Genomic DNA, 22,243 nt, shown 5'->3' on the forward strand with positions numbered 1-22,243 from the left:
TCATTGTTATTCATATTTTTTTCGCACTACATAATGCTCCACATCTACGGTGAGCTGATTAACAAAAAAGTGCATTAAAAAATCTTCGTATTCCTGTTTATAAAATTGTTGCCAAGCCACTACATATTGTGTGTCGCCAAAACTAAACAACCAGTGATTATAGGCATGAAACAAACTTTTGTTGTGGAGGCGTTGTTGCCATTCATAAAGCGACATCGGGATTTTAGGGGCATATTGCAAGGTCCATTTTTCCAAAAAAGCAATACGAAATAAACTCAAGGAATTCATATAGCTGCCTTCGGGTACTAAGCCGCTGTCTTTTTTAAAATTTATTTTTCCTTCGCTGCGCAATTGATCTATGAGATTACCGAAAGCTATTTCAAAATTATTGTATTGTGTATCATTGAACGATACGGCGGGTTCTACCGGCTCATCATTTCGCAAATAAGCGATATAAGTTTGATACAGCAAAGCACTGATTTCCTGAAAACGCTCGGTGGATTTTTCTAAATTTAAAAAAAATTCGCCGTATATCAAAGCCCAAAATTTGGCATCGGAGTCGGCGTAGAGTTTGGTGAGGAAATAATAAGTGTCGGGATAATACGGCTGTGCAACGATTCCCTCTTCCCACACATCGCGGGCTTGGTTGAAATTGTTGCGCAGATACTCCACCAATCCCAAATCCAAATACAGCTTTCCTTCGTGCGGAAAACGGCGTATGGCTTTGCGAAAAGTATTGACCGCCATTTGATAATCTTCGTTGAGGTCGTAGCTGTTACCTAAGAGTCGGTAATAATCTATGTTCGAAGAATCTTTGAGCATCAGCAGCCGCAGTGTAGCGATGGCTTCAGGGTAGTTTTTGAGGCGATATTGACATTCGGCTACTTTATATTTATAATTCCAATTAAAAGGGTTTGCTTCGGAGATGATGGTATATTCGTGTAGTGCTTCCTGATAGCGTTGTTCGTCCATCAGTGCTTTGGCACTTTCGGCGGTTTGAGCCTTTATGATATGATAATTGCCAAAAAGCAAGAGCAGCAGCAAGCAAATACAAATATTTTTTATCATCATCGTAAGTTGTAGAAGAAGAGTTTTTCAGAAAAAATAAAACCCAAAATAACATTACAACAAAAATACATAAATCTATCCGGCAGCCAAACATAAAATTATAAATTTACAGGTAGGCATAAAATACGGAAAAAAGTATTCGGTGATGTAGCCTGTGGTATAGAGGTACGTTTTGCTATTGCACCGAATACTTTTTTGAATGTAATCATTTTTTGTTTTTATTTACTACTCAACCGCACAAAAGGCACAATAATTTCTTCCAACGAAATACCGCCGTGTTGGAAAGTATCTTTGTAATAATTGGCAAATTGGTTGTAATTATTGGGATACACCAAATAATCGTAGGAGCGGGCAAAAATAAAACTCGAACTCACGTTGGGAGTTGGTAAGCCGTATTTGTCGGGGTCTTTGATTTCAAACACCTCTTTGGGGTTATAATTTAGATTTTTACCCAATTTATAGCGCAAATTGGTGGTGGTGGCGCGGTCGCCGATTACTTTTATAGGGTCTTGCACGCGCACGGTGCCGTGGTCGGTGGTGATGAGCAATTGTATGTCGCGGTCGGCGAGGCGTTTGAGGGTTTCGAACAAAGCCGAGTGTTCAAACCAACTGAGGGTAAGCGAGCGATAAGCGGCATCATCTCCGGCGAGTTCTTTGAGTACCTCCATTTCAGTGCGGGCGTGACTCAACATATCCACAAAGTTATATACAATGACGCTCATCTTATAATTGAACAAATTATGTGCATTCTCAACTAAAATGCGCCCATTTTGGTAATTGGTGATTTTGTTGTAAGATGCTTTTATATCCAGACGTTGGCGGGCGATATTATCCTGCAAAAGCTCTTCCTCATATAAGTTTTTACCGCCCTCTTCGTGGTCGTTTATCCAATATTTTGGCAGACGGCGTTCTATTTCGGAGGGCATCAAACCCGCGAATATAGCATTGCGACTATACTGAGTAGAGGTTGGCAAAATGCTGTAAAACACTTCTTCTTCTTCTACCTTAAAATATTCCGAAATGCGCGGCTGTATCACTCTCCACTGGTCGTAGCGCAAATTATCAATAATTACCAGCACGGTGGGGCGTTTATCTGCCATCACTGCCGGAAACACTTTGTTTTTCATCAAATTATGCGACATTACAGGTGCGGAATTGTCATTATTCCGCAGCCATTGATAGTAGTTTTTACTCACAAAGCGCACAAATTCGTTGTTGGCTTCTCGTTTCTGAGAAATAAGAATTTCGTGCATTTCGCGGCTTTTAATACTGTCGAGTTCCAGCTCCCAAAACACAATTTTTTTGTATATCTCCACCCATTCGCGCCAGTCGCTGCTTTGCTGAATAGATGAAAATATTTGCATAAAACCCTGCCGATAGGCGGTGTTGGTCGCTTCCGTAACAAGGCGTTTGTTGTCTAAAATTTTTTTCAGCGTCAGCAAAATCTGATGCGGTTTCACGGGTTTTATCAAATAGTCCGCAATTTGCTGTCCGATAGCAGATTCCATCAGGTTTTCTTCTTCATTTTTGGTAATCATCACTATCGGCACACTGTTGTTGATTTCCTTGATGCGGGTGAGCGTCTCAATTCCTGTAATGCCCGGCATACTTTCATCTAAAAACACCACATCAAAATCTTCCGCCTTACATTTTTCCAAAGCATCGTGCCCGTTGGTCACTTTTGTCACCTCATATCCTTTACCCTCCAAAAACATCACCTGTGGTTTCAGGTGTTCCATTTCGTCATCAGCCCATAAAATTTTGGGATTTGGCATAATTTAATTCCGCTTGTTTTTAATAAAAAAATAAAATGAATGGGTAAAATTAAGGTATATTTTTTCGCTTTGATATTTCTTATTAACCCAAAAGTGGGATAATTATTGTATTAAAAAACAAAACCCTGCGGCACTTTATGTCAAAATACAAGACAATAGTTGGTTTTTAGTTTTTATTTTATTGTTTTTTAAACTTTTATATATTATTTAAGTTTTAATTTTTAATTTAAAAAATCCAAAATATCTTAGAAAATGACGCTGTTGCGGCTTTTTTTTCGTTACTTTGTATTATCAAAACAATCTGTTTTATTTTTTTTAATAAAATCAATTATGAAACATATCCTTTTTTATGGCTGTTTGTTGTTGAATTTTACTGCCGCCACAGCTCAACGCTTGGATTGGGCAAGCACTATTAATGATACAATACAGGTGTTTTCATCGCCGCGTTGTGCCGACCTCAACGGCGATGGTATCAAAGATGCAGTAATCGGGGCAGGACGCGAACCTACCGTAATAAGCCCCAAGCCCAATTTGCAGCTCGAATTTCACAACAATAGCGGCATCATTGCGCTTGACGGCAGCAATGGAGCGGTGCTTTGGACAGTAATTACCAATAATCAAATGTACGGCTCGCCCATATTTGAAGATATTACCGGCGACAACAAACCCGAAGTATTTATCGGAGGGCGTAGTGGCAATTTTTTGTGTATCAACGGCGCAACGGGGCAGGTGCTGTGGAATTTTTTAGATACTTTGGATACTGATTATTCTGCAAAAAAAGGGTGGTATAATTTTTTTAATCCTCAGCTGATTGATGATGTGGACGGCGACGGCAAACGAGATTTGCTCACTGCCAACGGCGGCGACCACTATGCTGCTATTTTCGACAACAACCGACCGCCGGCGGTGGTGTGCGTGTTCAGCAGCAGCAACGGCTCTTTGTTGGCACGCGATACCGTACCCGACCTGCACGAAAGCTATATGTCGCCTTTGGTGGCAGATTTGGGCAACGACGGCATCGCCGATATTATTTTCGGTACAGGCGGCGAAAGTTTTGGCGGCTCGCTGTGGCGCGTACCTTTGCCCGATTTGCTCAACAACGACATTTCAAATGCCATACCCCTGATAACCCGCCCCGACAAAGGTTTTATTGCGCCGCCTTTGCTGGCAGATATGAACAACGATAATATCGCCGACATTGTAGTAAACAGCTACGATGCCCACACCTATATTATCAATGGAGCGAATAATCAGATTATTTGGGAAAAAACAGTGGCAGGAGCAGAAACCAATGCGCCGCCGGCTATCGGGCATTTTAACAACGACAATATTCCCGACATATTTATCAATGTGGGTATTGGTTTAGCTCCGACTTTTCTTTCATTCAGACAGTTGGTGTATAACGGCAGCAATGGCAATATAGAATGGCAATCTGAAGAAGGGGCTTTTCAGTTCAATGCACCACTCTGCTTTGATGCTGATGCAGACGGAATAGACGAAGTGCTTTGGTGTACGAATTTGGCTTCGCAAAACGGTATTTTTTCGCATCGCGTGGAGTTGCTGGATTTTAATGATAATACCAAAACCACCCTCGCCGAAGGCGGCGGCGCGAATATTGTTTCTACACCCTGGATAGGCGATATGAACGATGATAAATTATTGGATATGTTGTTTATTTATAACCCCGACAGCACCACATTTGTATTACCCAAAGGAATGACAATGGAAAAATACAGTTTAAATTTGCTCCATACACACGCCGTACCGCTGAACGAGTATATGGGCTATCAGGGAAAAGGAGCTTTAGCTGCCGTTGATAATTGCTTGTTGGATATGGACGTACAAATAAAAAACATCGCTTGCGAAGGTGTAAAAGGCGGTATTGCCGCTTCGTGGCAGAACAACGCCAATGCTCCTTACAGCATTGTGTGGGATTATCAGGTATATAGTCCTCTGAACAGTAATAATTTTATCCGTCAGAATTTAGAAACAGGTACTTATCGGTTGGCAGTGTACGATAATCAAGGCTGTGCCGCCGTAGAAACGATTGTTATTAAAAATGAAGCTATTACCGCCACTTGGACACAAAGTGATGCCGACACTTATCAAATTTATATCACTGGTGGAGCAGCACCTTACAAGGTATATATCAACGAAAACCTCCATACCGCACAAGCGGCGGGCGGCACAGAGCCAATTATTGCAGATATGAGCGAAACCCTTTGGAATTTGATGGTAGAAGACAGCAACGGCTGCTCTTTTGAAACTTCGGTGAGCGGCGAAATGGATATACAAACAACAGCAGCATATCAACTACAAGCCACCGCCACTGCCGAATATTGCCTCAGTTGGGAGCAAAATAAAAATGCAAGGCTGCAAATTTTTGACCTGCAAGGAAAATTATTACATTCTTATAATGCCGAAGGCAATCGTGTTCAGTTGTCGTTGAACGAATATGTGTCGGGTATGTATATTATACAATTAAAGGAAAACGGCACTAACAAAACTCTATTTTCGCGTACCTTGATACGATAATAGCAAAGAAAATGATAGCTGAGTTGAGTTAAAAAAGCGTGGTTGTTTTTGCTAAACAACCACGCTTTTTTATTTTTATAAAAATCTATCTTTATTCAATCCTAACCATTCCAAAGCAGCACCGTGCAACAAAAGTTCTTTGGTATGATCGCTGTACGGCATATTCTCTATGATTTTGCCCGGCTCATGTTCGCCGAGCGGAAAAGGATAATCGCTGCCCAGAGCGATGCGGTCAGCTCCCATCAAATCTATCAAATAATCCAAAATGCGCCCATCAAGCACTAAGGAATCTATATAAAACTTACCCAAATGCGAGCGCGGCGACTTTTTTGTATCGATGGCACACAAATCGGGGCGCACCTGAAAACCGTGCTCAATACGGGCAATAGTGGCAGGAAAAGAGCCGCCGCCGTGTGCAAAAGCAACGCGCAGGTTGGGCAACTTCTCAAAAATACCCCCAAAAATCATAGAGCATATAGCGCGGCACGTTTCGGCAGGCATACCGACCAGCCAGGGCAGCCAGTATTTTTGTATTTTTTCTTCGCCCAACATTTCCCAGGGGTGCACAAATAAAGGCACGCCCATACGCTCTGCTGCTTCAAAAAACGGAAACAATTCAGCCTCCGACAAATTCCAGTCGTTTACATGCGAGCCTATCTCTATTCCCTGCAAGCCCAATTCTTTCATACAACGCTCCATTTCACCGATGGCAAGTTGTGGGTCTTGCAAAGGCACTGTTCCCAAACCGACAAAACGCTTGGGGTGGCGTTGGCAGCACTCGGCGATGTGGTCGTTGAAGTAGCGCGAGGTTTCCAGCGCGTGTTCGGCTTTTGCCCAATAATAAAATAACACCGGAATTGTAGAAAGCACTTGTACATGTACGCCGTGATGGTCGCAATCGTGAATACGCGTTACCGGATCCCAACAATTGCTTTCTACTTCTCTGAAAAACTTATCGCCCACCATCATACGAGCACAACAAGGTTTGTGGTGCTGTAAAGATATAAACTTGCCATATTCCCATTTTTTGGTCCAATCCGGCATGTGCTCCGGCATAATGTGCGTATGTATATCTACTTTAAAAAAGGGTGGCATATAAAAAAAATAATACTAAAGCCGTAAAGATAGAATTTTTTGTTTTATAGTTAAACTCAAAAAAAGCAAGAGATGTCTTATCCAAATTATAAATAATGGCAAAAAAAACCTTCAGTTTTTAGATATTTATATCTGCATAAAAATTCCTAATTTTGACTCGTCTTAAAACAAATTTTAAAAAAAAAATGAATTATTCTAATTTTTCAAAAACATTTATAGTAGCGGTAGCGGCATTTCTTATGTTTTATAATGCCAATGCTCAAAACACAAGCACTGCTACTACGCCCAAAGCAACAAATACTACCAAAGCAGCAAAAGAAAAAAAACCGACTACCGCAAAAGCCGCTGCTGATACAAAAGTAACAGATACAAAAGCTACTGCTACTGACACCAAAACAGCTACTTCTGCAAAATCTGCTAATGGCAAAAAAACTGCCGCCACTCCAAAAAAATCAGGACAAGGAGCTAAAAAGCAGACTAAAGAAACTGCCGAAGTTGTAGAAACTACACCTGACCAAAGAGCTACAAAAGAAGCAGATTTTCTCAAAAATTCTTTGGACTTATCAAAGAAAAAAGACAAAAAAGTAAGAAAAGCATTGTTGGAGTATGAAGAAGAGGTAGAAAAAATGAAAACCCTGCGTTTTGCCTCCAAAGAAGATGCCGATAAAAGAAAAGCAGAAATAGCAGCCACACGCAGCAAAGCAATGAAAGATATTTTATCGGACGAACAATATACCAATTGGGAAAAACTGAGCAAACCTAAAAAATTGGCGGAAGATGCCGCTAAATCAAAGCAAAAAGCAGCCAAAACCCAGCAACAAAAAATAAAAAAAGGTACTAACCCGAAAAAAGCAAATCAAGCACAGGCAAAAAAAGGAAAGGGGCAGGGAAAAGGAAAACAACAGGGACAGCAGCAAAAAAACAAAGGAAAACGCCAACAACAAGGCAGAAAAAATAATCAACAAAAAATTAATAAATAATATTGGTTTTTTAGAAAATTATTAATAAAAAGCGGCAAGTCAAAGAACTGACTTGCCGCTTTTTATTTTAGGTAAAATATTAAGTGTATTGCTTACTTAATGTTGAATAACCAACTTATGCACTTGATAATTACCCGAAGCATCGGTGATGCGCACCAAGTACAAACCCGCCGCCAAATCGCGTACATCTAACGACACATTTGCATTGCCGTTGCCATTCCATACTTGTTGCAACATTTTGCCCTGTACGTCCCACAAAGTAATATTTATTTGCTGCTGATCATTGCCTAACCATTGAATATTCACCTGCGAAGCTGCCGGATTTGGCAACAATGATAATCTGCCGCGCAATGATTGTGTTGTTCCGGCTATGGCATCTTCAGTTTTTGCCATCGCCACAGACGGTTTTGCCGTGCAACCTTGTATCATCGCCGTATAATCGCAGCCCGATTCAGCTAAGAAAGAAGGTAACATATCCACATAAGTAGCGGCACTGTATGTAACTGTAGCACCACTCAACACATTATTGGTGGCTGAAATATAATCTAAAGACTCGCGTAAAATAGTGCCACTCGCAGATGTATAATCAGGCGTAGCAATATTTACGGCACTTTCGCATACCACAGGAGCAGTAATAGTAATGCTGTAATCTTCTATTTCGCCGTATTGTGCACTTGTACAAGAGGGCAGGTTATTTTGATAATATGCCATCTTGATACGCATACGGGTTGTTTTTGGTGTTACATTCGTAGGAACAGTATAAGTACCGGTCACAGGATTAGCAGTAGCAGTAGTAGAAGTAAAAACAGCTTCACCTGTATCCACAAAATCTCCGTCACCATTCCAATCCACCGAAATACGCCAGTATTCATTATAAGTTTGCCCTGTAAAACCCGGAGTTAAAGTATAGCTGACCGTTTGCCCTTGCTCTACATTTGCAACGAAGTTAGTAAAATCTGCATAACCGCCATTATTTCCTGAATCATTTGTCAAATCTGAAAATACGATGCTTTGGATATACTCATCTTGTGTATTTCCGGTAACACTGCAATAAGTAACAGGTGGTGTGTCTTGGGTAGTAAAGCTAAATACCGCAGATGTTGCTTGCCCGCAGTCATTCACCGCCGTCACACGCCAATAATAAGTAGTGAGCACAGAAAGTCCGGTAGCGGTATAGCTTGTGGCTGTTATTCCGCTTTGATTCACTATAATATTGCTAAAAGCAGCATCGGTGGCTACTTGCACGGTATAGGAGGTGGCATTGCTTACAGCTGTCCAACTCAAAGGTGCATTGGTAGAAACAGCCGTTGCGCCATCGGTGGGGCTGCTCAGAGTTGTGGCAGTCGGTGATGCCGCTACCACCAAAGTTACGGTGGCGGTGCGCGTCAATGCACCTGAAGTTCCGGTAATGGTAATGGTATAAGAACCCGCAGCAGTAGCATTAGATACTGTAAGCGTTAAAACAGAACTGCTGCTGCTGGAAGCCGGAGAAAAAGAAGCTGTTGTTCCGCTCGGTACGCCGGTGGCACTGAATGTAACATTACTTGAAAAACCACCCACAGCACTTACAGCAACTGTATAGCTGGCAGTACCACTGTTACAAACAGTTTGTGAAGTAGGGGTAGCACTCAAAGAAAAATCAGGTCCGGTGGGAGCTGTAATCGTAAAGTCGGTATTGGATATATCAAAGAAGATATTAGATGAACAGCGCACAATCACCCGACAAGTAGTAGATGGATTATTGGGTACTATTATATCTTGTGAGCCGTCATTGGCTACATTTGTAGCAAGGGTGATGGGATATGTCAAACCGCCATCGGTAGAAAGCAAAATATCTACATTAGCACAGCTAACTGGTGCAGCCGCTGTTCCTGCCACGTCCCAAGTTACAGTTTGAGTAGTACCCACTGTCCAAGATAAGGCTGTATTAGGAGCTGTTACCAAAAATGGACCGGCAGTACCATTCACAGTAAGCACCATATCATCTTCTTCGGTGCAGCCCAATCCATCGTGATTATCGCGTATAGTTACACGAAAATTCATTGTTCTTGCCACAGAAGGCAATACTTCCCAAGTGGGTGTTACATTATTCAATAAATCCGTTAAATTTGGAAAATAGCGCATAGGCGCGGCGGTGGGGTCTAAGCTGCGGAAGGCCGGTCCTGTTGTACTTGTAGAAACCGGCGGCATAGTTGCGGCTCCGGTATTCATTTGTTCCCAACAATAAGTGATAGCATCGCCATCACCATCAGAACCCACCGCAGTAAGTACAAAAGGAGTGGATTTTGGAATAACATAATCACTACCTGCATTTACGGTAGGTGCAGCATTACCATTGGAGGATACAATTGGACAAGTACCCGCATCACCATTTGCCATGGCATTGGCTATTTCTTGCAAGCTGATGGCGTGATAATAATCATCACTATTAGACTGAACATTAGGGTCGCAAATACCCGCATAACCCATGATAGTAGAGGCACTACCCGGCTCCATATTAGTGGTGCTCACCGAGTTGCAGTTGTTATTTTGCGTATGATTTGCTCCGAACTGATGCCCCATTTCGTGGGCTACATAATCAATATCAAAAGCATCGCCTACCGGAGAACCACTACCCGTAACACCTCCGGCTTTGATATTGGAACAAGGAGAATCCAAATAGGCAACACCGCCGCCGCCTGTGCTGAAAACGTGCCCAATATCGTAGTTGGCACTACCAATCACACCATCGCAAGTAGTTTGATTTTCTCCCAACATAGCACTTCCGTTGCCATTCGTGTAAGGGTCAGTAGAAGAATTAAGGTAAATAATACTTGTATTATTGGAAACCAGCACACAAGTTAGTCCCAAATCTTGTTCATATACACCATTAACACGATTGAGCGAGGTATTCATCGCTGCCAAAGCACCTGCGGTAGTACCACCGTGAAAAGCAGCATACTCTCCGGTACAAGCTAAAGCCAAACGAAAAGTACGCAACTGACAATCACCTGCTTTGGTATCAATGGCAGTGCTATTCCAATCGGGTTCTACCTCTAATTGATTATGGATTGAAGGGTCAAATCCACATTCAAAATCATTACCGCCCCATTTTTGCGTATGGTCTTTGCGATAATATACAATATAATTATCGGTATCGTTGCTTTGATAAGGATCAATTAAAAAACTTTTGTAATCGGCAGTACGTACCATGGCATGAAAACCCTGTGGCGTTACATCTAATTTCAATCGTGCGTGAGGGTCGCTGATTCCCCAACCGGAGTAGGTTCTGATTTGAGGAAATTGTGCCGCTAAGTCATCGGGCATCACGGGCGATTCCACCACTTTAAATTCTCCTACTGAGCCATCAGGCAAAGGCAGACGGAGTGTGACAGCCAGTTGTTCGTAATTTTCAGAAAAGCGCAATGGAGCTCCATTTAAAGCCTTTCGCATTGCTGTTACATCTAATTTCAGCACACGATAAGCATCTGGCACAATATAGCGCGTGCCGACACTTTTAATCTGTGCTTCATCTTTTACAGGCGACCACATTGCGGGGTCATTTGTTTGGGCATGCAGCATCACTACTACAAAAAGTGTAGCAAGCCAATAAATACTTTTTTTAAGCATGACTAATGTTTATGGATAAAAGAGAAAATAATTTTTTATTGAAAATAAACGTGCCAAATATAGCACTTATAAAACATTTATTAAAAACAATGTAATTATTTTAAAGACAAAAACACCATAAAATAAAGGATATTCTATAGTATTTAACGCATATTGTATATTTTTAATAAGGTTATTTTTTTGTGTTACAATCACTTATGAAAAAGGTATTAAAAAATAGCTGGAACGCCTCTTTTCTGAAAAAAGCGCATTAACTCGCGGTGATAGGGATAGCGATGTTGGTCGGTAGATAGCAATAATAAATCTGTGCCGCTATTGCGAAAAATTTGTTTGCATTGTTCCAACTGCTGTACATACTGCAAACTGTATCGGCGGCGCATTGTTTTGGAGGCGGTATCCATTAAAAAAGTTGCGCCGCTTTCGGCATCGCGCAAAGGCAATAATCCCACTGTGGGCAGGTTTTCGTCGCGCGGGTCGCTCACTCTGATACCTATTAAATCGTGCTTACGGGCAGCTATACGAAGGTTTTTTTCATAGACGGGGGGGGCAATAAAATCCGACATCAAAAACACGATACTGCGCTTTTTTATGACATTGGAAAAATATCGCAATGCGCCGTCAATATCGGTAGCCGCCGAGCGTGCTTCGTAGCCGAGCAATTCGCGGATAAGGTGCAAAATGTGGCTTCTACCTTTTTTGGGCGGAATAAATTTTTCAATCACATTGCTGAACAGCAGCAAACCCACTTTGTCGTTGTTGCGTGTTGCCGAAAATGCGAGTACTGCCGCAATTTCGGTCATTAAATCTTTTTTGGAGGCATATATTGTTCCAAAACCCGAAGAACGGCTCACATCTATCAACAGCATTACGGTTAATTCGCGCTCTTCTTCAAATACTTTGATGTAGGGAGTATGAAAACGTGCCGTTACATTCCAGTCAATGGCTCGCACATCATCGCCAAACTGATATTCGCGCACTTCGCTAAACGACATACCTCTTCCTTTGAACGCCGTATGATATTCGCCGGCGAATATATGATTGCTCAAGCCGCGCGTTTTAATTTCGAGGCGGCGCACCTTTTTCAAAATTTCTTCAAGCGACAACATCTATCTCTGCAACAAAAAAAATGGTAGGGCGGTGAATATTTTTTTAAGGAACTTCTACGTTGGCAATTATTTCGCCGATGATATGCTCAACGGTAATGTTTTCGGCTTCGGCTTCATACGAAATACCAATACGATGCCGCAGCACATCGGGATATACATCGCGTACATCTTCGGGTATCACATAGGCGCGCTCTTGTAAAAATGCTCTCGATTTGGCTGCCAGTGCCGTATTGATGCTGGCACGCGGCGAACCGCCGTAGGTGATCAAGGGTGCGAGGTTGGCAAGGCGATATTTATCGGGCTGACGGGTTGCCGTCACCAAATCCAGAATATAGCGTTCTATTTTTTCGTCCATATAAATTTGCCGCACCGCCTGCCGCGCCTGCAAAATGCTTTGCGTATCGGCTACAGGACTGATGGTCGGAAAAGTTTGCTGAACGTTGTGGCGCATAATGCGCAGTTCGTCTTCTTTTTGGGGATAATGAATAACAGCTTTGAGCAAAAAACGGTCTAACTGGGCTTCGGGCAGCGGATAAGTTCCTTCTTGCTCCAAAGGATTTTGAGTGGCGAGCACCAAAAAAGGTTTGGGAAGCAGGAAGGTTTCGTCGCCGATGCTCACTTGTCGTTCTTGCATGGCTTCCAGCAGTGCGCTTTGTACCTTGGCAGGGGCGCGGTTGATTTCGTCAGCAAGTACAAAATTGGCAAAAACAGGTCCTTTGCGCACCGAAAAATTGTGTTCTTTTTGGTTGTAGAGCAACGTACCGATCAGGTCGGCGGGCAGGAGGTCGGGCGTAAATTGAATGCGGTGAAATTGGGCTTGCAGTGCTTTGGCGAGTGTGGTAATGGCGAGTGTTTTTGCCAAGCCGGGCACACCCTCTAACAGCAAATGCCCATCGGAAAGCAAAGCGAGCAGCAAACGGTCTATCATATATTCTTGCCCGATGATTACCTTAGAAAGCTCTTGGCGCAAGCGCACGGCAAAAGAACTTTCCTCTTGAATCAAGGCATTGAGTTGTTGCATATCCATCTTTTTTCCTTATCTTTTATTCAAAGTAAACAATGGCAACTGCTATTTGTTACACTTGCGCTACGAAATTATTTTTTTCCACCAACTTTTCTTGCCTTTGCTTTCGCGAAGCCCATCGCCCCACTGTTCGCTTACTCGTGCAGAGGCTTCGGCGGTGTCGGCGGCAAATTCTTTAAAATGATGCCATTTGCGGAGGTCTTTGCCGATTTTTTCATATACCACAATATTTTTTAAGTCCACCGGTACTTTGTTATAATCTTCGCGGTTAGTTTCTACCCACGACATCAGATACATCAAACTCGGCATCCAAATATCATGAATAATCACATAGCCGCCTTGTTTTATGAGCAAATCGGCATAATACCAATCAATAAAAGCACCATCAAAGCGGTGGTTGCCATCAATAAAAATCATATCAAAACTGCCTTCGCCGCGTTGTTTGAGTATAGTGGGCATAGCATAGTGGGCATAATCTTCGTGAAACTCCAAATATTTGGAATAGCCCAATTTTTCTATGTTTTTTAGCCCGCGCTTATCATACGATTTGGTTTGATAAGGGTCAATAGCAATGTGTTTGCTTTGTGTGGCAGCAATGATATGTGCCGCCGAGCGACCATTGGCAAAGCCTGTTTCTAAGGTGTTTTTCCAGTTTTTTTCTTTCAGCAAACGATATAAATATTCGCCTTCTTCGAGCAAAATCGGCGATACATCACCTTCGGGAACTTCAATGGCGGCGTTTAATTGTATAAAATCCATCGGAATAAATATTGCTTTTGGGTTGTAAAGCTATTTATTTTTTTAAAAAATCATGAAAAAAAGATGTATTAATACTAAAGTAAATTATTTAATTTCGGGATATAGATATTAATTTTTATTGATGATGGCAACAAGTGGAAACAGCAGAGCATTTGTATATCGCTGATAAAATAATTACGACAAATGGTAATGCATTATTAAAAATGGTACATTACAGACACTCTCTTAATACAATATCCGTGCTCTGATGGTATGTGGCAGGTGTTTGAGTTCCTGCTCTATATTTTTTATAATATCGCCATCTACGTCCATCACCACATAACCCACTTCGCCTCGTGTTTGCAGATATTGTGCTTCTATGTTGAGCTGATATTTTGACAACAAAGAGTTGATGCCCGACAGTACACCCGCCGTATTGCGGTGTATGTGCAAAATGCGGTGCGACCCCTGCGGCGGCAAACTAATTTCGGGAATGGTGTGGCAACCGATGGTGCTACCTTTTTCTAAATACGACAACAACTTCAGCGAAGCATCTTTGCCGATATTTTCCTGAGCCTCCTGCGTAGAGCCACCAATATGCGGTGTCAGCAACACATTATCCAAACCTTGCAGCAGGCTCACAAATTTATCACCTTTGGCTTCCGGCTCTTCAGGAAATACATCTACGCCGGCTCCGGCGATATGCCCGCTTTTGAGAACTTCTGCCAAAGCCTCTATATCCACCACTGTACCACGACTCAGATTGAGCAAAATACTGCCTGCCCGCATCGCTGCCAATTCGTCTTTGCCTATCATATTTTTAGTGCTTTCGTTTTCGGGCACATGCAACGACACAATATGCGAATTGACCAACAGCTCGCTCAAAGTATCCACCGCTTTGGCATTTCCCAGAGGCATTTTGGGTTCAATGTCGTAAAACAAAATCTGCATACCCAAAGCCTCCGCCAATACCGACACTTGCGAGCCGATATGCCCGTAGCCGATAATACCGAGCGTTTTTCCGCGTAGTTCGTAGCTGTTCTGTGCATCTTTGAGCCAATTACCGGCGTGTGTTTCGCGGTTTTTGTGTGCAATGCGGCGCATCAGCATAATGCTTTCTCCTATCACCAACTCCGCCACCGAGCGCGTATTGGAATACGGCGAATTAAATACCGCCACCCCATTTTGAGTGGCAGTTGCCAAATCCACCTGATTTACACCAATACAATAGCACCCCACCGCCAATAAGCGAGGGGCTTGTGCCAATACCTGCTGCGTGATGAGTGTTTTGGAGCGAATACCCACCAAATGCGCATCACTTATTTTTTCTATTAATTCGGCTTCGGGATATGCTTTGGTATGATATTCTATATTAAAATATCCCGCTTTTTGAAAAACATCAATGCTGTTTTGATGCAAACCTTCCAGCAATACAATTTTTATCTTATCTTTTGGGTAAGAAGTGAGTTCCATTTATTTTATTTTCTGTATTTTTTTAAAAAAACACTAAATAAAGTGTGCTAAAATTCATTTTTATTCACCTTAAAGCGCGAATTTTGTACACCTTTCAGTTTATAATCTGTAAAATTTTCGTTGGATTCAAAACCTTTTTGTGCAAAAATCTGCTGTGTTTCGGTGAGTACGGTTACGAATTTATCCGAAGTAATCTGGTGTTTTCGCTCGTCCCATAGCATTTCTTCTGTTTGGAGGGTTTCGTTTTTGAGCATACTTTTCACCTGCACGCTATCCCGCACAATGGTTTGTTGTTTTTGCACATAGCGCACCGCATATTTTGAGGTCAGAACACTGATCACTTTCAGGCTGTCGTTAAAAAAAGTAACCTTTACACCTTTTGGAAATTCCTGCCGTATGTCGGGCTGCTTATAAGAATGAACCAAAGGAGCTTCTATTTTTACGCGAACTTTGCCCTGGTCGCTATACACCAACTCCACCTGATGTGTTACTTCTAAATTGGTATCCACCTGCGCCGACAATTCCGCCACTTTTTTCAAATCATTTTCGCAGGCACTGAGGAAAATTACCACCGCCAACAAAGCCGCTACGCCATACAAATGGCGGCGATATATAAGCGAGACAATATAAAAAGGGGATTTTTTCAACAACGACAGGATTTTATTAAAAACAGACAACATATACGCTACTAAAAGGCGGCGCAAAAGTAATACGAGTTGCGCTATTTCCATTGAAAAGATTGAAACAACTGTTTCATGTCTTCTTTTAAATAAGTAATGACGGGAGCTACCGAATCGTAATTGGGGGGTGCATTAAAGTACAAAGCCCCACGAATAAAATGTTGTGTGCTGTCGGTTAAAAAAAACTGCACCGCCGATGCTGCATTGCCGCCTACATCACTCATCAAGCCATGCACCTGATGAGGAGTGCTGATGATATAATCATCTATATATTCGGCTTTGATGGTGTGTTTTGAAGTAAGTTTGTGGGCATCTTCGAGCAATTTTGCCAATGTATTGTTGCCATTGATACTTTTGTAGCTGAAATGAATACTGGCATTAAAGTCGGGAAAATATATATTGAACCAGCAGGGGTTTTCGGTTTTTTCTTCAAAAAAACGCTCCTCTTTTTGTATTTGGGCATATTGGGGGTATTCAAACACAAAAGGGCAGTCGGCGTTGGTATAGGGTTGATAGGCGTGTTGTGGCGGAAAATGCAAACGCGGATAAGCGTGGGGTTTGGGGCTATATTCGCGCTCGCAAGCCGACAACAAAAAAACGCCGCACACAAATATCAGTGCCAAAGTGTAAGCAGAATAAAAACGTGTTTTTTTTGACATTTTTTTATATATCCGTCATTTGTTGTAAAATCTTAAATGTTTTATACAACGTATATTTTTATAGTATAATTTGAGGCAATAAGCGGGTAGTAGCTATGTGTTGCTATTTTCGGGCGGCGTTTTCTTTTTACTCAAAAGTACTTTATCAATGCGCACCCCGTCCATATCTACGATTTCGGCAGTGAAGCCTCCCGCCAAATCAATGCTGTCGCCCAAATTCGGAATACGCTCAAAACGCTCAATGAGCAAGCCCGAAATGGTGGTATATTCTTCGCTGTCGGTATCGGCGTAGAGTTCGGCGAGTTCGGGTATTTCGTCTATTTCGTCCAAAGGTGTCATTCCGTCTATCAAATAAGAGCCATCACTGCGTCGTACAATCATTTGTTCTTCGGGGTCTTCGGCATCTGGCAGGTAGCCGAAAATGGATTCCACCAAATCGTGTAAGGTGATGATACCCTGCAAACTGCCATATTCATCTACCACTACACCAAAATACAACATATTTTTCCGAAACAACTCCAAAATACGGGTAGCGGGCATACTTTCGGGCACATATAGAGGTGCTTTTAAAATGCTGCGCAACGAAAAATTGGGTTTTTTGTGTTCTTCTATATAATCTTTCAGGTTCAGTACGCCTATTATTTTGTCTATATTTTCGTCACAAACCAGAAATTTGGAATAAAAACTCTCTTTGATTTGGTGTTCTATTACATCAGACGGCTCACTAATATCTATCCATTCCACATCGCTGCGGTGGGTCATCATAGTTTGAGCGCGGCGGTCGGTAAAACGGAATAAATTGTTGTGCAAGGTGGTTTCGTCCTGTTCCAAAACGCCGTGTTTGCCCGCCATTTTTATCATCATCTTCAATTCCTCCTCCGATACTGCCTGCTCGTCATTTTCTTTGATAAAAAGCATTTTTAAGATGAGTTTGGTGGATAAAGAGAGTAATTTTACAAAAGGGTAAGTGATTTTTGTAAAAATTTGAACGAAAGGGGCAACGAGCATAGCTACCTTTTCGCGATAATTGAGCGCAATGGTTTTGGGCACCAATTCGCCGATGACGATAGAGAAATAAGTAATGAGCGTAACAACAATAAAAAACGCCATATTGTCGGCGTAGGGAGCTATGCTCGGAAATTGAGCCAGCACCGGCGACAAATAACCGGAAAGTTTGGCTCCTCCATACGCGCCGGAAACAACACCGATGAGGGTAATACCCACCTGCATTGCCGACAACAAAATTTCAGGGGTTTCCAAAAGTTTTAGTGCGATACCTGCTCCTGTATTGCCCTTGGCGGCGGCACTTTCCAATCTCCCTTTTTTGCTCGATACCAAAGCTATCTCCGACAAAGAAAAAACGCCGTTGAGCAAGAACAAAAAGAATATTATCGCTATTTCCATGTATTAAATGTTGCTGCAAAGATAAGCCATAAGCTGATATGCAGATATATTTTGGCGGGTACTGTATTTTTAAACAACAGAATCATTGCGTAAAGTTTCATCGATCAGTTCCGCCAGGTCTTTTACTTTGGTGCGCTCGTGCAGGTCGGTTTCTTTGAGAGCATCGGTGAGCATTGTATTACAAAACGGACAAGCCACCGCTACAATATCGGGTTGTATTTCTACTATATCTTTGCTGCGCTCCTGATTGATGCGCAATTTTCCCGCTTCGTCCTCCTTGAACATTTGCGCGCCGCCTGCTCCGCAGCAGAGTCCGTTTTGTCGGGAGCGTTTCATTTCCACCAAGTCGGCATCTAAGGCTTCGAGCAAAGCTCGCGGAGCTTCGTAGATGTCGTTGGCTCTGCCCAGATAGCAAGAGTCGTGGTAGGTAATTTTTTTTCCTTTAAAAGTGCCGCCGCCCTGTAATTTGATGCGGCCACTGTTGATAAGCTGTTGTAAATAATCGCTGTGATGTATTACTTCATAGTTGCCGCCGAGTTCGCTGTATTCATTTTTAAGTGTATTAAAGCAATGCGGACAGTTGGTAATAATCTTTTTCACTTCGTAATTATTCAGCGTAGCGATATTCATTTGCGCCTGCATCTGAAACAAAAACTCATTACCGGCACGGCGGGCGGGATCGCCGGTACACAATTCTTCCTCCCCTAAAATAGCAAAAGAAACGCCGATACGATTTAAAATACGCACCAAAGCCTTGCTCACCGACTGAGCACGTTGGTCAAAACTGCCCGCACAACCCACCCAAAACAATACTTCGGGCTGCTTACCTTCGGCAGTCAACTCTGCCATAGTAGGAATTTTTACTTCATTCATAGATGCTGAAAAATTAATAAACAGGTAAATAAACAAAAAACAATATATAATGTTACATTAAGTATAAGAAAGGCTTGAAAAACGCAATTAATACAGCAAAACTGTATTTAATCATACAAAAAAACGTATTTTTTACTAAAACTATTAAAAAATAGTAGTTCTATTTAAAAAATAGATAATAAATTGCGTCTTCTTTCAATCCTTCTATCGTCGGCTTACCTCTTTTTGGATATTTTTATTATCTTTAACGCACCGATTTTATCAATGATGGCATCAGGTATCGCAACATTTTTTATAAATATATGAATAATCGGCTTATATTAACACACGAAGCTCCTGCTCCTATCGGTCCTTACAGCCAGGCAGTATGGGCAGGTGATTTATTATTTGTTTCAGGTCAAATTCCTATCTGTGCTGCCGACGGCACTTTGGTTCAAGGCTCTGTTGCTGATGAAACGCGACAAGTGATGCAAAATTTACAAGCTATTCTTCATACGGCGGGGCTATCTTTTCAACATGTTGTAAAAGCGACCATTTTTCTAAAAGATATGGACGATTTCAGCATCGTCAATCAAGTATATGGCAGCTATTTTCAACAACATTATTATCCTGCCCGCGAAACAGTAGAAGTAGCCCGTTTGCCAAAAAATGTGCGCGTAGAAATTTCAGTTATTGCCTGTCGCAACATCTAAATTATTTTTGTTTTTTAAGATGTTTTTATGTAAAATTTTATCATATATAAAAATATGATTTTGTTTTATTAATCTATTTAAAATTGTTATAATATATTATATTTGTCCATTCCTAAAATTTTTATTTTACTAACTATTATTTTGTCTTTTAATTATGTACAGAAGAAACAGTCCCTTTAAAACTTTACCCGGCGAACAATGGAAAGAACTTAAAATGTTTGAGCCCGGTGCATTACGACTTAATTACGCCTTATCCAACTTTGGGCGTATGGTGAGCTATACCGATAATTTTGAAGAGGGAAGCCTCCTTAAAGGCAGAAAATTAGCCGGATACCTTACTTTTAGTTGTCGCCCCAATGGCTTGAATAAATCGTATCTTATTCATAAGTTAGTGGCAGAATATTTTCTTCCTAAAGAAAGAGAAGATCAAAATTATGTCATTCACGTTGATTATAATAAAATGAATAATAATGTGAATAATTTGCGTTGGGTAAACAGAGCAGAAGTAAGTTTGCATCAAGAAAACAACCCCAATATTATCGCTATGCGCGAAAAACGCCGTTTGGAACCCACCTACAAAGGTCATAAACTGACGGCTACAAAAGTAAAGATGATAAAAAAACTCATCTTTGACCCCAACCGCAAAACGCGTATGCGCATCATCGCCAAGCAGTTCGGCATCACCGAAATGCAGCTTTATCGCATCAAATCAGGCGAAAACTGGGGACACGTTAAGTTGGACGATTGATTTTAAATTACACTTTTTTAGGGCTTGAATAGCAAATTGATGTACCTTCGCGGTTGCAATGCGCTATTCAAGCAACCAACCTATTATTATCGGCTCACGCGGCAGTCAGTTGGCACTGTGGCAGGCGGTTTTGTACAACAACAACTGCAACAATTGGGGTATGCCGTAGAAATTCGTATTATTAAAACACAAGGCGATGTCATTTCAGCACCTTTCTTTTGAAAAAATGGAAGGGAAAGGGTTTTTTACCAAAGAATTAGAGGAATCTTTGCTGAAAGAAGAAATAGATGTTGCGGTACATTCTTATAAAGATTTGCCCACGCAACAGCCCGAAGGTTTGTGCATCGCCGCCAACTCCTACCGCGAAAATCCCTGCGACTGCCTCCTCATTCGCCGCGATGCCTTAGACAGCACCGCCTTTTGGCAGCTCAAAGCGGGAGCCATCGTTGGTACTTCATCGCCGCGCCGCACGGCTCTGCTCCAACATTTCCGTCCCGATGTACAAATTCAATCGTTGCGCGGCAATGTGCCTACCCGTATATCCAAGCTCGAAGCGGGCTACGATGCCGTATTGCTCGCCGCCGCCGGTTTGGAACGCCTCCAATTAGATACCTCAGCGTATCAGGTGCTTCATTTGCCGCCGCAGCGATTTGTGCCTGCACCTGCTCAGGGTGTTTTGGCATTACAAACCCGCAGCCACGATACCGAACTCCGCCAAATTCTCGCCCACATACACTGCCCCGATATTGCCGAAACCACCGCCGTAGAACGCCACCTGCTCCAGCTTTTGGAGGGCGGCTGCCGCGAACCGATGGGGGCATATTGTACCAAACACCAAAATACTTATCAGGTGTGGGTGGCTTTTTCGGAAAAAAATGCTCCTTTGCGACGTGCGCTTGTAGAGGAGCAGTCGGTGGAGGCTGTAGCGGCTTCGGTGTGGAATATTTTTAAAAACCCGCGCCGCCTGCGTGTATTCATCTCGCGCGAAGTGGACGACACGGGATATTTCGCTCAACAAATGCGCGCGCAACAACATCAACTGGCGGCACAGTCTTTGGTGACGTTCCGCGCTTTGCTGGCTGCCGAAATGCCCGCCTGCGACTGGGTGTTTTTTACGAGCAGCAAGGGCGTGGAGTTTTTTGCGGCGCAAACAAAAAATACCACACTGCCACCCACGCTCAAATGGGCTGCTTTAGGAGCAGGAACGGCTGCCACATTGCGCCGGACTTTGCACATAGAAGCTGATTTTTGTGGCAACGGCAATGCCGCCGATGCTGCACCTTTATTTGAAAAAAAGAGGTAATGGGCCAGAAAGTATTGTTTCCGCAAGCCGCCAACAGTTTGCGCTCGATGCAAGAACTATTGAGCAAAGGCGGGCAAATACAAATAAAAGATTGGGTGATTTATGATAATACTCCTGCCACCGATACAACATTAGCTGCCGATGAATTTGATGTGCTTATTTTCACAAGCCCGCTTAATGTTGATGCTTTTGTGCAACAGTTTTCTATTCGGGAGCATCAAAAAATAATTGCTATTGGCGGCACCACTGCCCAACGCTTGCAGCACTACGGCTACACGGCGTGTGTGGCACACAGCCCCGATGAAATGGCTTTGGCAGCTTGGGTATATTAAAGAAAATATATTGTAACTTCGCACTTCTTTTTTTAACACATTTTTAAAAAATAATACAAATTATTACCAACTCTTATCAGGTATTGTTTTTGTTGTAAAACATTAAATTTTCAGTTTATTCATCATTTACAATTATCCTTTTTAACATC

The 22,243-nt window shown here is 42.2% G+C and carries 19 protein-coding genes; 7 read left to right on the forward strand and 12 right to left on the reverse strand.

Going from position 1 to position 22,243, the window contains the following annotated elements:
* Positions 1-6: 6 nt before the first annotated feature.
* Complete coding sequence (locus IPL35_09145; protein MBK8443559.1) at positions 7-1,071, reverse strand: tetratricopeptide repeat protein; 1,065 nt, start codon at positions 1,069-1,071, stop codon at positions 7-9.
* Between the two features lie 215 nt (positions 1,072-1,286).
* Complete coding sequence (locus tag IPL35_09150) at positions 1,287-2,843, reverse strand: PglZ domain-containing protein (protein ID MBK8443560.1); 1,557 nt, start codon at positions 2,841-2,843, stop codon at positions 1,287-1,289.
* Positions 2,844-3,173: 330 nt separating this feature from the next.
* On the opposite strand from IPL35_09150, the gene IPL35_09155 reads away from it, so the two are divergent.
* Positions 3,174-5,378: a T9SS type A sorting domain-containing protein gene (locus IPL35_09155; GenBank protein MBK8443561.1), complete on the forward strand. Its 2,205-nt coding sequence runs from the start codon at positions 3,174-3,176 to the stop codon at positions 5,376-5,378.
* Positions 5,379-5,453: 75 nt separating this feature from the next.
* On the opposite strand, the gene IPL35_09160 is transcribed toward IPL35_09155, so the two are convergent.
* Positions 5,454-6,473, reverse strand: a complete 1,020-nt coding sequence (locus IPL35_09160; GenBank protein MBK8443562.1) for an amidohydrolase — start codon at positions 6,471-6,473, stop codon at positions 5,454-5,456.
* Positions 6,474-6,658: 185 nt separating this feature from the next.
* Here IPL35_09160 and IPL35_09165 point away from each other — a divergent pair, with 185 nt between their 5' ends.
* Positions 6,659-7,453, forward strand: a complete 795-nt coding sequence (locus IPL35_09165) for a hypothetical protein (protein ID MBK8443563.1) — start codon at positions 6,659-6,661, stop codon at positions 7,451-7,453.
* A gap of 96 nt (positions 7,454-7,549) precedes the next feature.
* Here IPL35_09165 and IPL35_09170 read toward each other — a convergent pair whose 3' ends face one another.
* The 9 genes from IPL35_09170 to IPL35_09210 all read right to left on the reverse strand — a co-directional run bounded on the left by IPL35_09170 (position 7,550) and on the right by IPL35_09210 (position 19,019).
* Positions 7,550-11,062 (reverse strand): T9SS type A sorting domain-containing protein, encoded by a 3,513-nt coding sequence (locus IPL35_09170; protein ID MBK8443564.1) that lies wholly within the window; start codon positions 11,060-11,062, stop codon positions 7,550-7,552.
* Positions 11,063-11,271: 209 nt separating this feature from the next.
* A complete protein-coding gene (locus tag IPL35_09175; GenBank protein MBK8443565.1) occupies positions 11,272-12,165 on the reverse strand; it encodes a DUF58 domain-containing protein in 894 nt (297 codons plus the stop codon).
* A 46-nt stretch (positions 12,166-12,211) separates the two neighbouring features.
* The gene (locus tag IPL35_09180) at positions 12,212-13,195 is read right to left on the reverse strand and encodes a MoxR family ATPase (protein MBK8443566.1); all 984 of its coding nucleotides are present in this window, start codon (positions 13,193-13,195) and stop codon (positions 12,212-12,214) included.
* Positions 13,196-13,255: 60 nt separating this feature from the next.
* Positions 13,256-13,951, reverse strand: coding sequence for a class I SAM-dependent methyltransferase (locus IPL35_09185; protein MBK8443567.1), 696 nt, complete (start codon positions 13,949-13,951; stop codon positions 13,256-13,258).
* 225 nt (positions 13,952-14,176) lie between these two features.
* The gene (gene serA / locus IPL35_09190) at positions 14,177-15,403 is read right to left on the reverse strand and encodes a phosphoglycerate dehydrogenase (protein MBK8443568.1); all 1,227 of its coding nucleotides are present in this window, start codon (positions 15,401-15,403) and stop codon (positions 14,177-14,179) included.
* Positions 15,404-15,450: 47 nt separating this feature from the next.
* On the reverse strand, positions 15,451-16,134 hold the full coding sequence (gene lptC / locus IPL35_09195) for an LPS export ABC transporter periplasmic protein LptC (protein ID MBK8443569.1): 684 nt from the start codon (positions 16,132-16,134) through the stop codon (positions 15,451-15,453).
* Positions 16,125-16,742: a gliding motility lipoprotein GldD gene (gene gldD, locus IPL35_09200; protein MBK8443570.1), complete on the reverse strand. Its 618-nt coding sequence runs from the start codon at positions 16,740-16,742 to the stop codon at positions 16,125-16,127. The genes lptC and gldD overlap by 10 nt, the downstream gene beginning before the upstream one ends.
* A 93-nt stretch (positions 16,743-16,835) precedes the next feature.
* Entirely contained in the window at positions 16,836-18,146 is a 1,311-nt protein-coding gene (locus IPL35_09205; protein ID MBK8443571.1) for an HlyC/CorC family transporter, read from the reverse strand.
* Between the two features lie 69 nt (positions 18,147-18,215).
* Positions 18,216-19,019: a (Fe-S)-binding protein gene (locus IPL35_09210; protein ID MBK8443572.1), complete on the reverse strand. Its 804-nt coding sequence runs from the start codon at positions 19,017-19,019 to the stop codon at positions 18,216-18,218.
* 302 nt (positions 19,020-19,321) lie between these two features.
* On the opposite strand from IPL35_09210, the gene IPL35_09215 reads away from it, so the two are divergent.
* The 5 genes from IPL35_09215 (at position 19,322) to IPL35_09235 (ending at position 22,094) form a co-directional block, all read left to right on the forward strand.
* On the forward strand, positions 19,322-19,711 hold the full coding sequence (locus IPL35_09215) for a RidA family protein (protein MBK8443573.1): 390 nt from the start codon (positions 19,322-19,324) through the stop codon (positions 19,709-19,711).
* 154 nt (positions 19,712-19,865) lie between these two features.
* Positions 19,866-20,459 carry an HNH endonuclease gene (locus tag IPL35_09220; protein ID MBK8443574.1) on the forward strand — a complete coding sequence of 198 codons (594 nt, stop codon included), beginning with the start codon at positions 19,866-19,868 and terminating at the stop codon, positions 20,457-20,459.
* 36 nt (positions 20,460-20,495) lie between these two features.
* A complete protein-coding gene (locus IPL35_09225) occupies positions 20,496-20,681 on the forward strand; it encodes a hypothetical protein (protein ID MBK8443575.1) in 186 nt (61 codons plus the stop codon).
* The gene (gene hemC, locus IPL35_09230; GenBank protein MBK8443576.1) at positions 20,656-21,762 is read left to right on the forward strand and encodes a hydroxymethylbilane synthase; all 1,107 of its coding nucleotides are present in this window, start codon (positions 20,656-20,658) and stop codon (positions 21,760-21,762) included. Before IPL35_09225 ends, hemC begins: the two co-directional genes overlap by 26 nt.
* Complete coding sequence (locus tag IPL35_09235) at positions 21,762-22,094, forward strand: uroporphyrinogen-III synthase (protein MBK8443577.1); 333 nt, start codon at positions 21,762-21,764, stop codon at positions 22,092-22,094. The genes hemC and IPL35_09235 overlap by 1 nt, the downstream gene beginning before the upstream one ends.
* Positions 22,095-22,243: the final 149 nt, after the last annotated feature.

The organism is Sphingobacteriales bacterium (genome assembly GCA_016711285.1).
GTDB lineage: Bacteria > Bacteroidota > Bacteroidia > Chitinophagales > UBA2359 > JADJTG01.

Coding starts and splice junctions, on each gene's coding strand:
- IPL35_09145 (MBK8443559.1), bottom strand. CDS start 1,071: ATGATGATAAAAAATATTTGTATTTGCTTGCTGCTGCTCTTGCTTTTT.
- IPL35_09150 (MBK8443560.1), bottom strand. CDS start 2,843: ATGCCAAATCCCAAAATTTTATGGGCTGATGACGAAATGGAACACCTG.
- IPL35_09155 (MBK8443561.1), top strand. CDS start 3,174: ATGAAACATATCCTTTTTTATGGCTGTTTGTTGTTGAATTTTACTGCC.
- IPL35_09160 (MBK8443562.1), bottom strand. CDS start 6,473: ATGCCACCCTTTTTTAAAGTAGATATACATACGCACATTATGCCGGAG.
- IPL35_09165 (MBK8443563.1), top strand. CDS start 6,659: ATGAATTATTCTAATTTTTCAAAAACATTTATAGTAGCGGTAGCGGCA.
- IPL35_09170 (MBK8443564.1), bottom strand. CDS start 11,062: ATGCTTAAAAAAAGTATTTATTGGCTTGCTACACTTTTTGTAGTAGTG.
- IPL35_09180 (MBK8443566.1), bottom strand. CDS start 13,195: ATGGATATGCAACAACTCAATGCCTTGATTCAAGAGGAAAGTTCTTTT.
- IPL35_09185 (MBK8443567.1), bottom strand. CDS start 13,951: ATGGATTTTATACAATTAAACGCCGCCATTGAAGTTCCCGAAGGTGAT.
- serA (MBK8443568.1), bottom strand. CDS start 15,403: ATGGAACTCACTTCTTACCCAAAAGATAAGATAAAAATTGTATTGCTG.
- lptC (MBK8443569.1), bottom strand. CDS start 16,134: ATGGAAATAGCGCAACTCGTATTACTTTTGCGCCGCCTTTTAGTAGCG.
- gldD (MBK8443570.1), bottom strand. CDS start 16,742: ATGTCAAAAAAAACACGTTTTTATTCTGCTTACACTTTGGCACTGATA.
- IPL35_09205 (MBK8443571.1), bottom strand. CDS start 18,146: ATGGAAATAGCGATAATATTCTTTTTGTTCTTGCTCAACGGCGTTTTT.
- IPL35_09210 (MBK8443572.1), bottom strand. CDS start 19,019: ATGAATGAAGTAAAAATTCCTACTATGGCAGAGTTGACTGCCGAAGGT.
- IPL35_09215 (MBK8443573.1), top strand. CDS start 19,322: ATGAATAATCGGCTTATATTAACACACGAAGCTCCTGCTCCTATCGGT.
- IPL35_09220 (MBK8443574.1), top strand. CDS start 19,866: ATGTACAGAAGAAACAGTCCCTTTAAAACTTTACCCGGCGAACAATGG.
- hemC (MBK8443576.1), top strand. CDS start 20,656: ATGTCATTTCAGCACCTTTCTTTTGAAAAAATGGAAGGGAAAGGGTTT.
- IPL35_09235 (MBK8443577.1), top strand. CDS start 21,762: ATGGGCCAGAAAGTATTGTTTCCGCAAGCCGCCAACAGTTTGCGCTCG.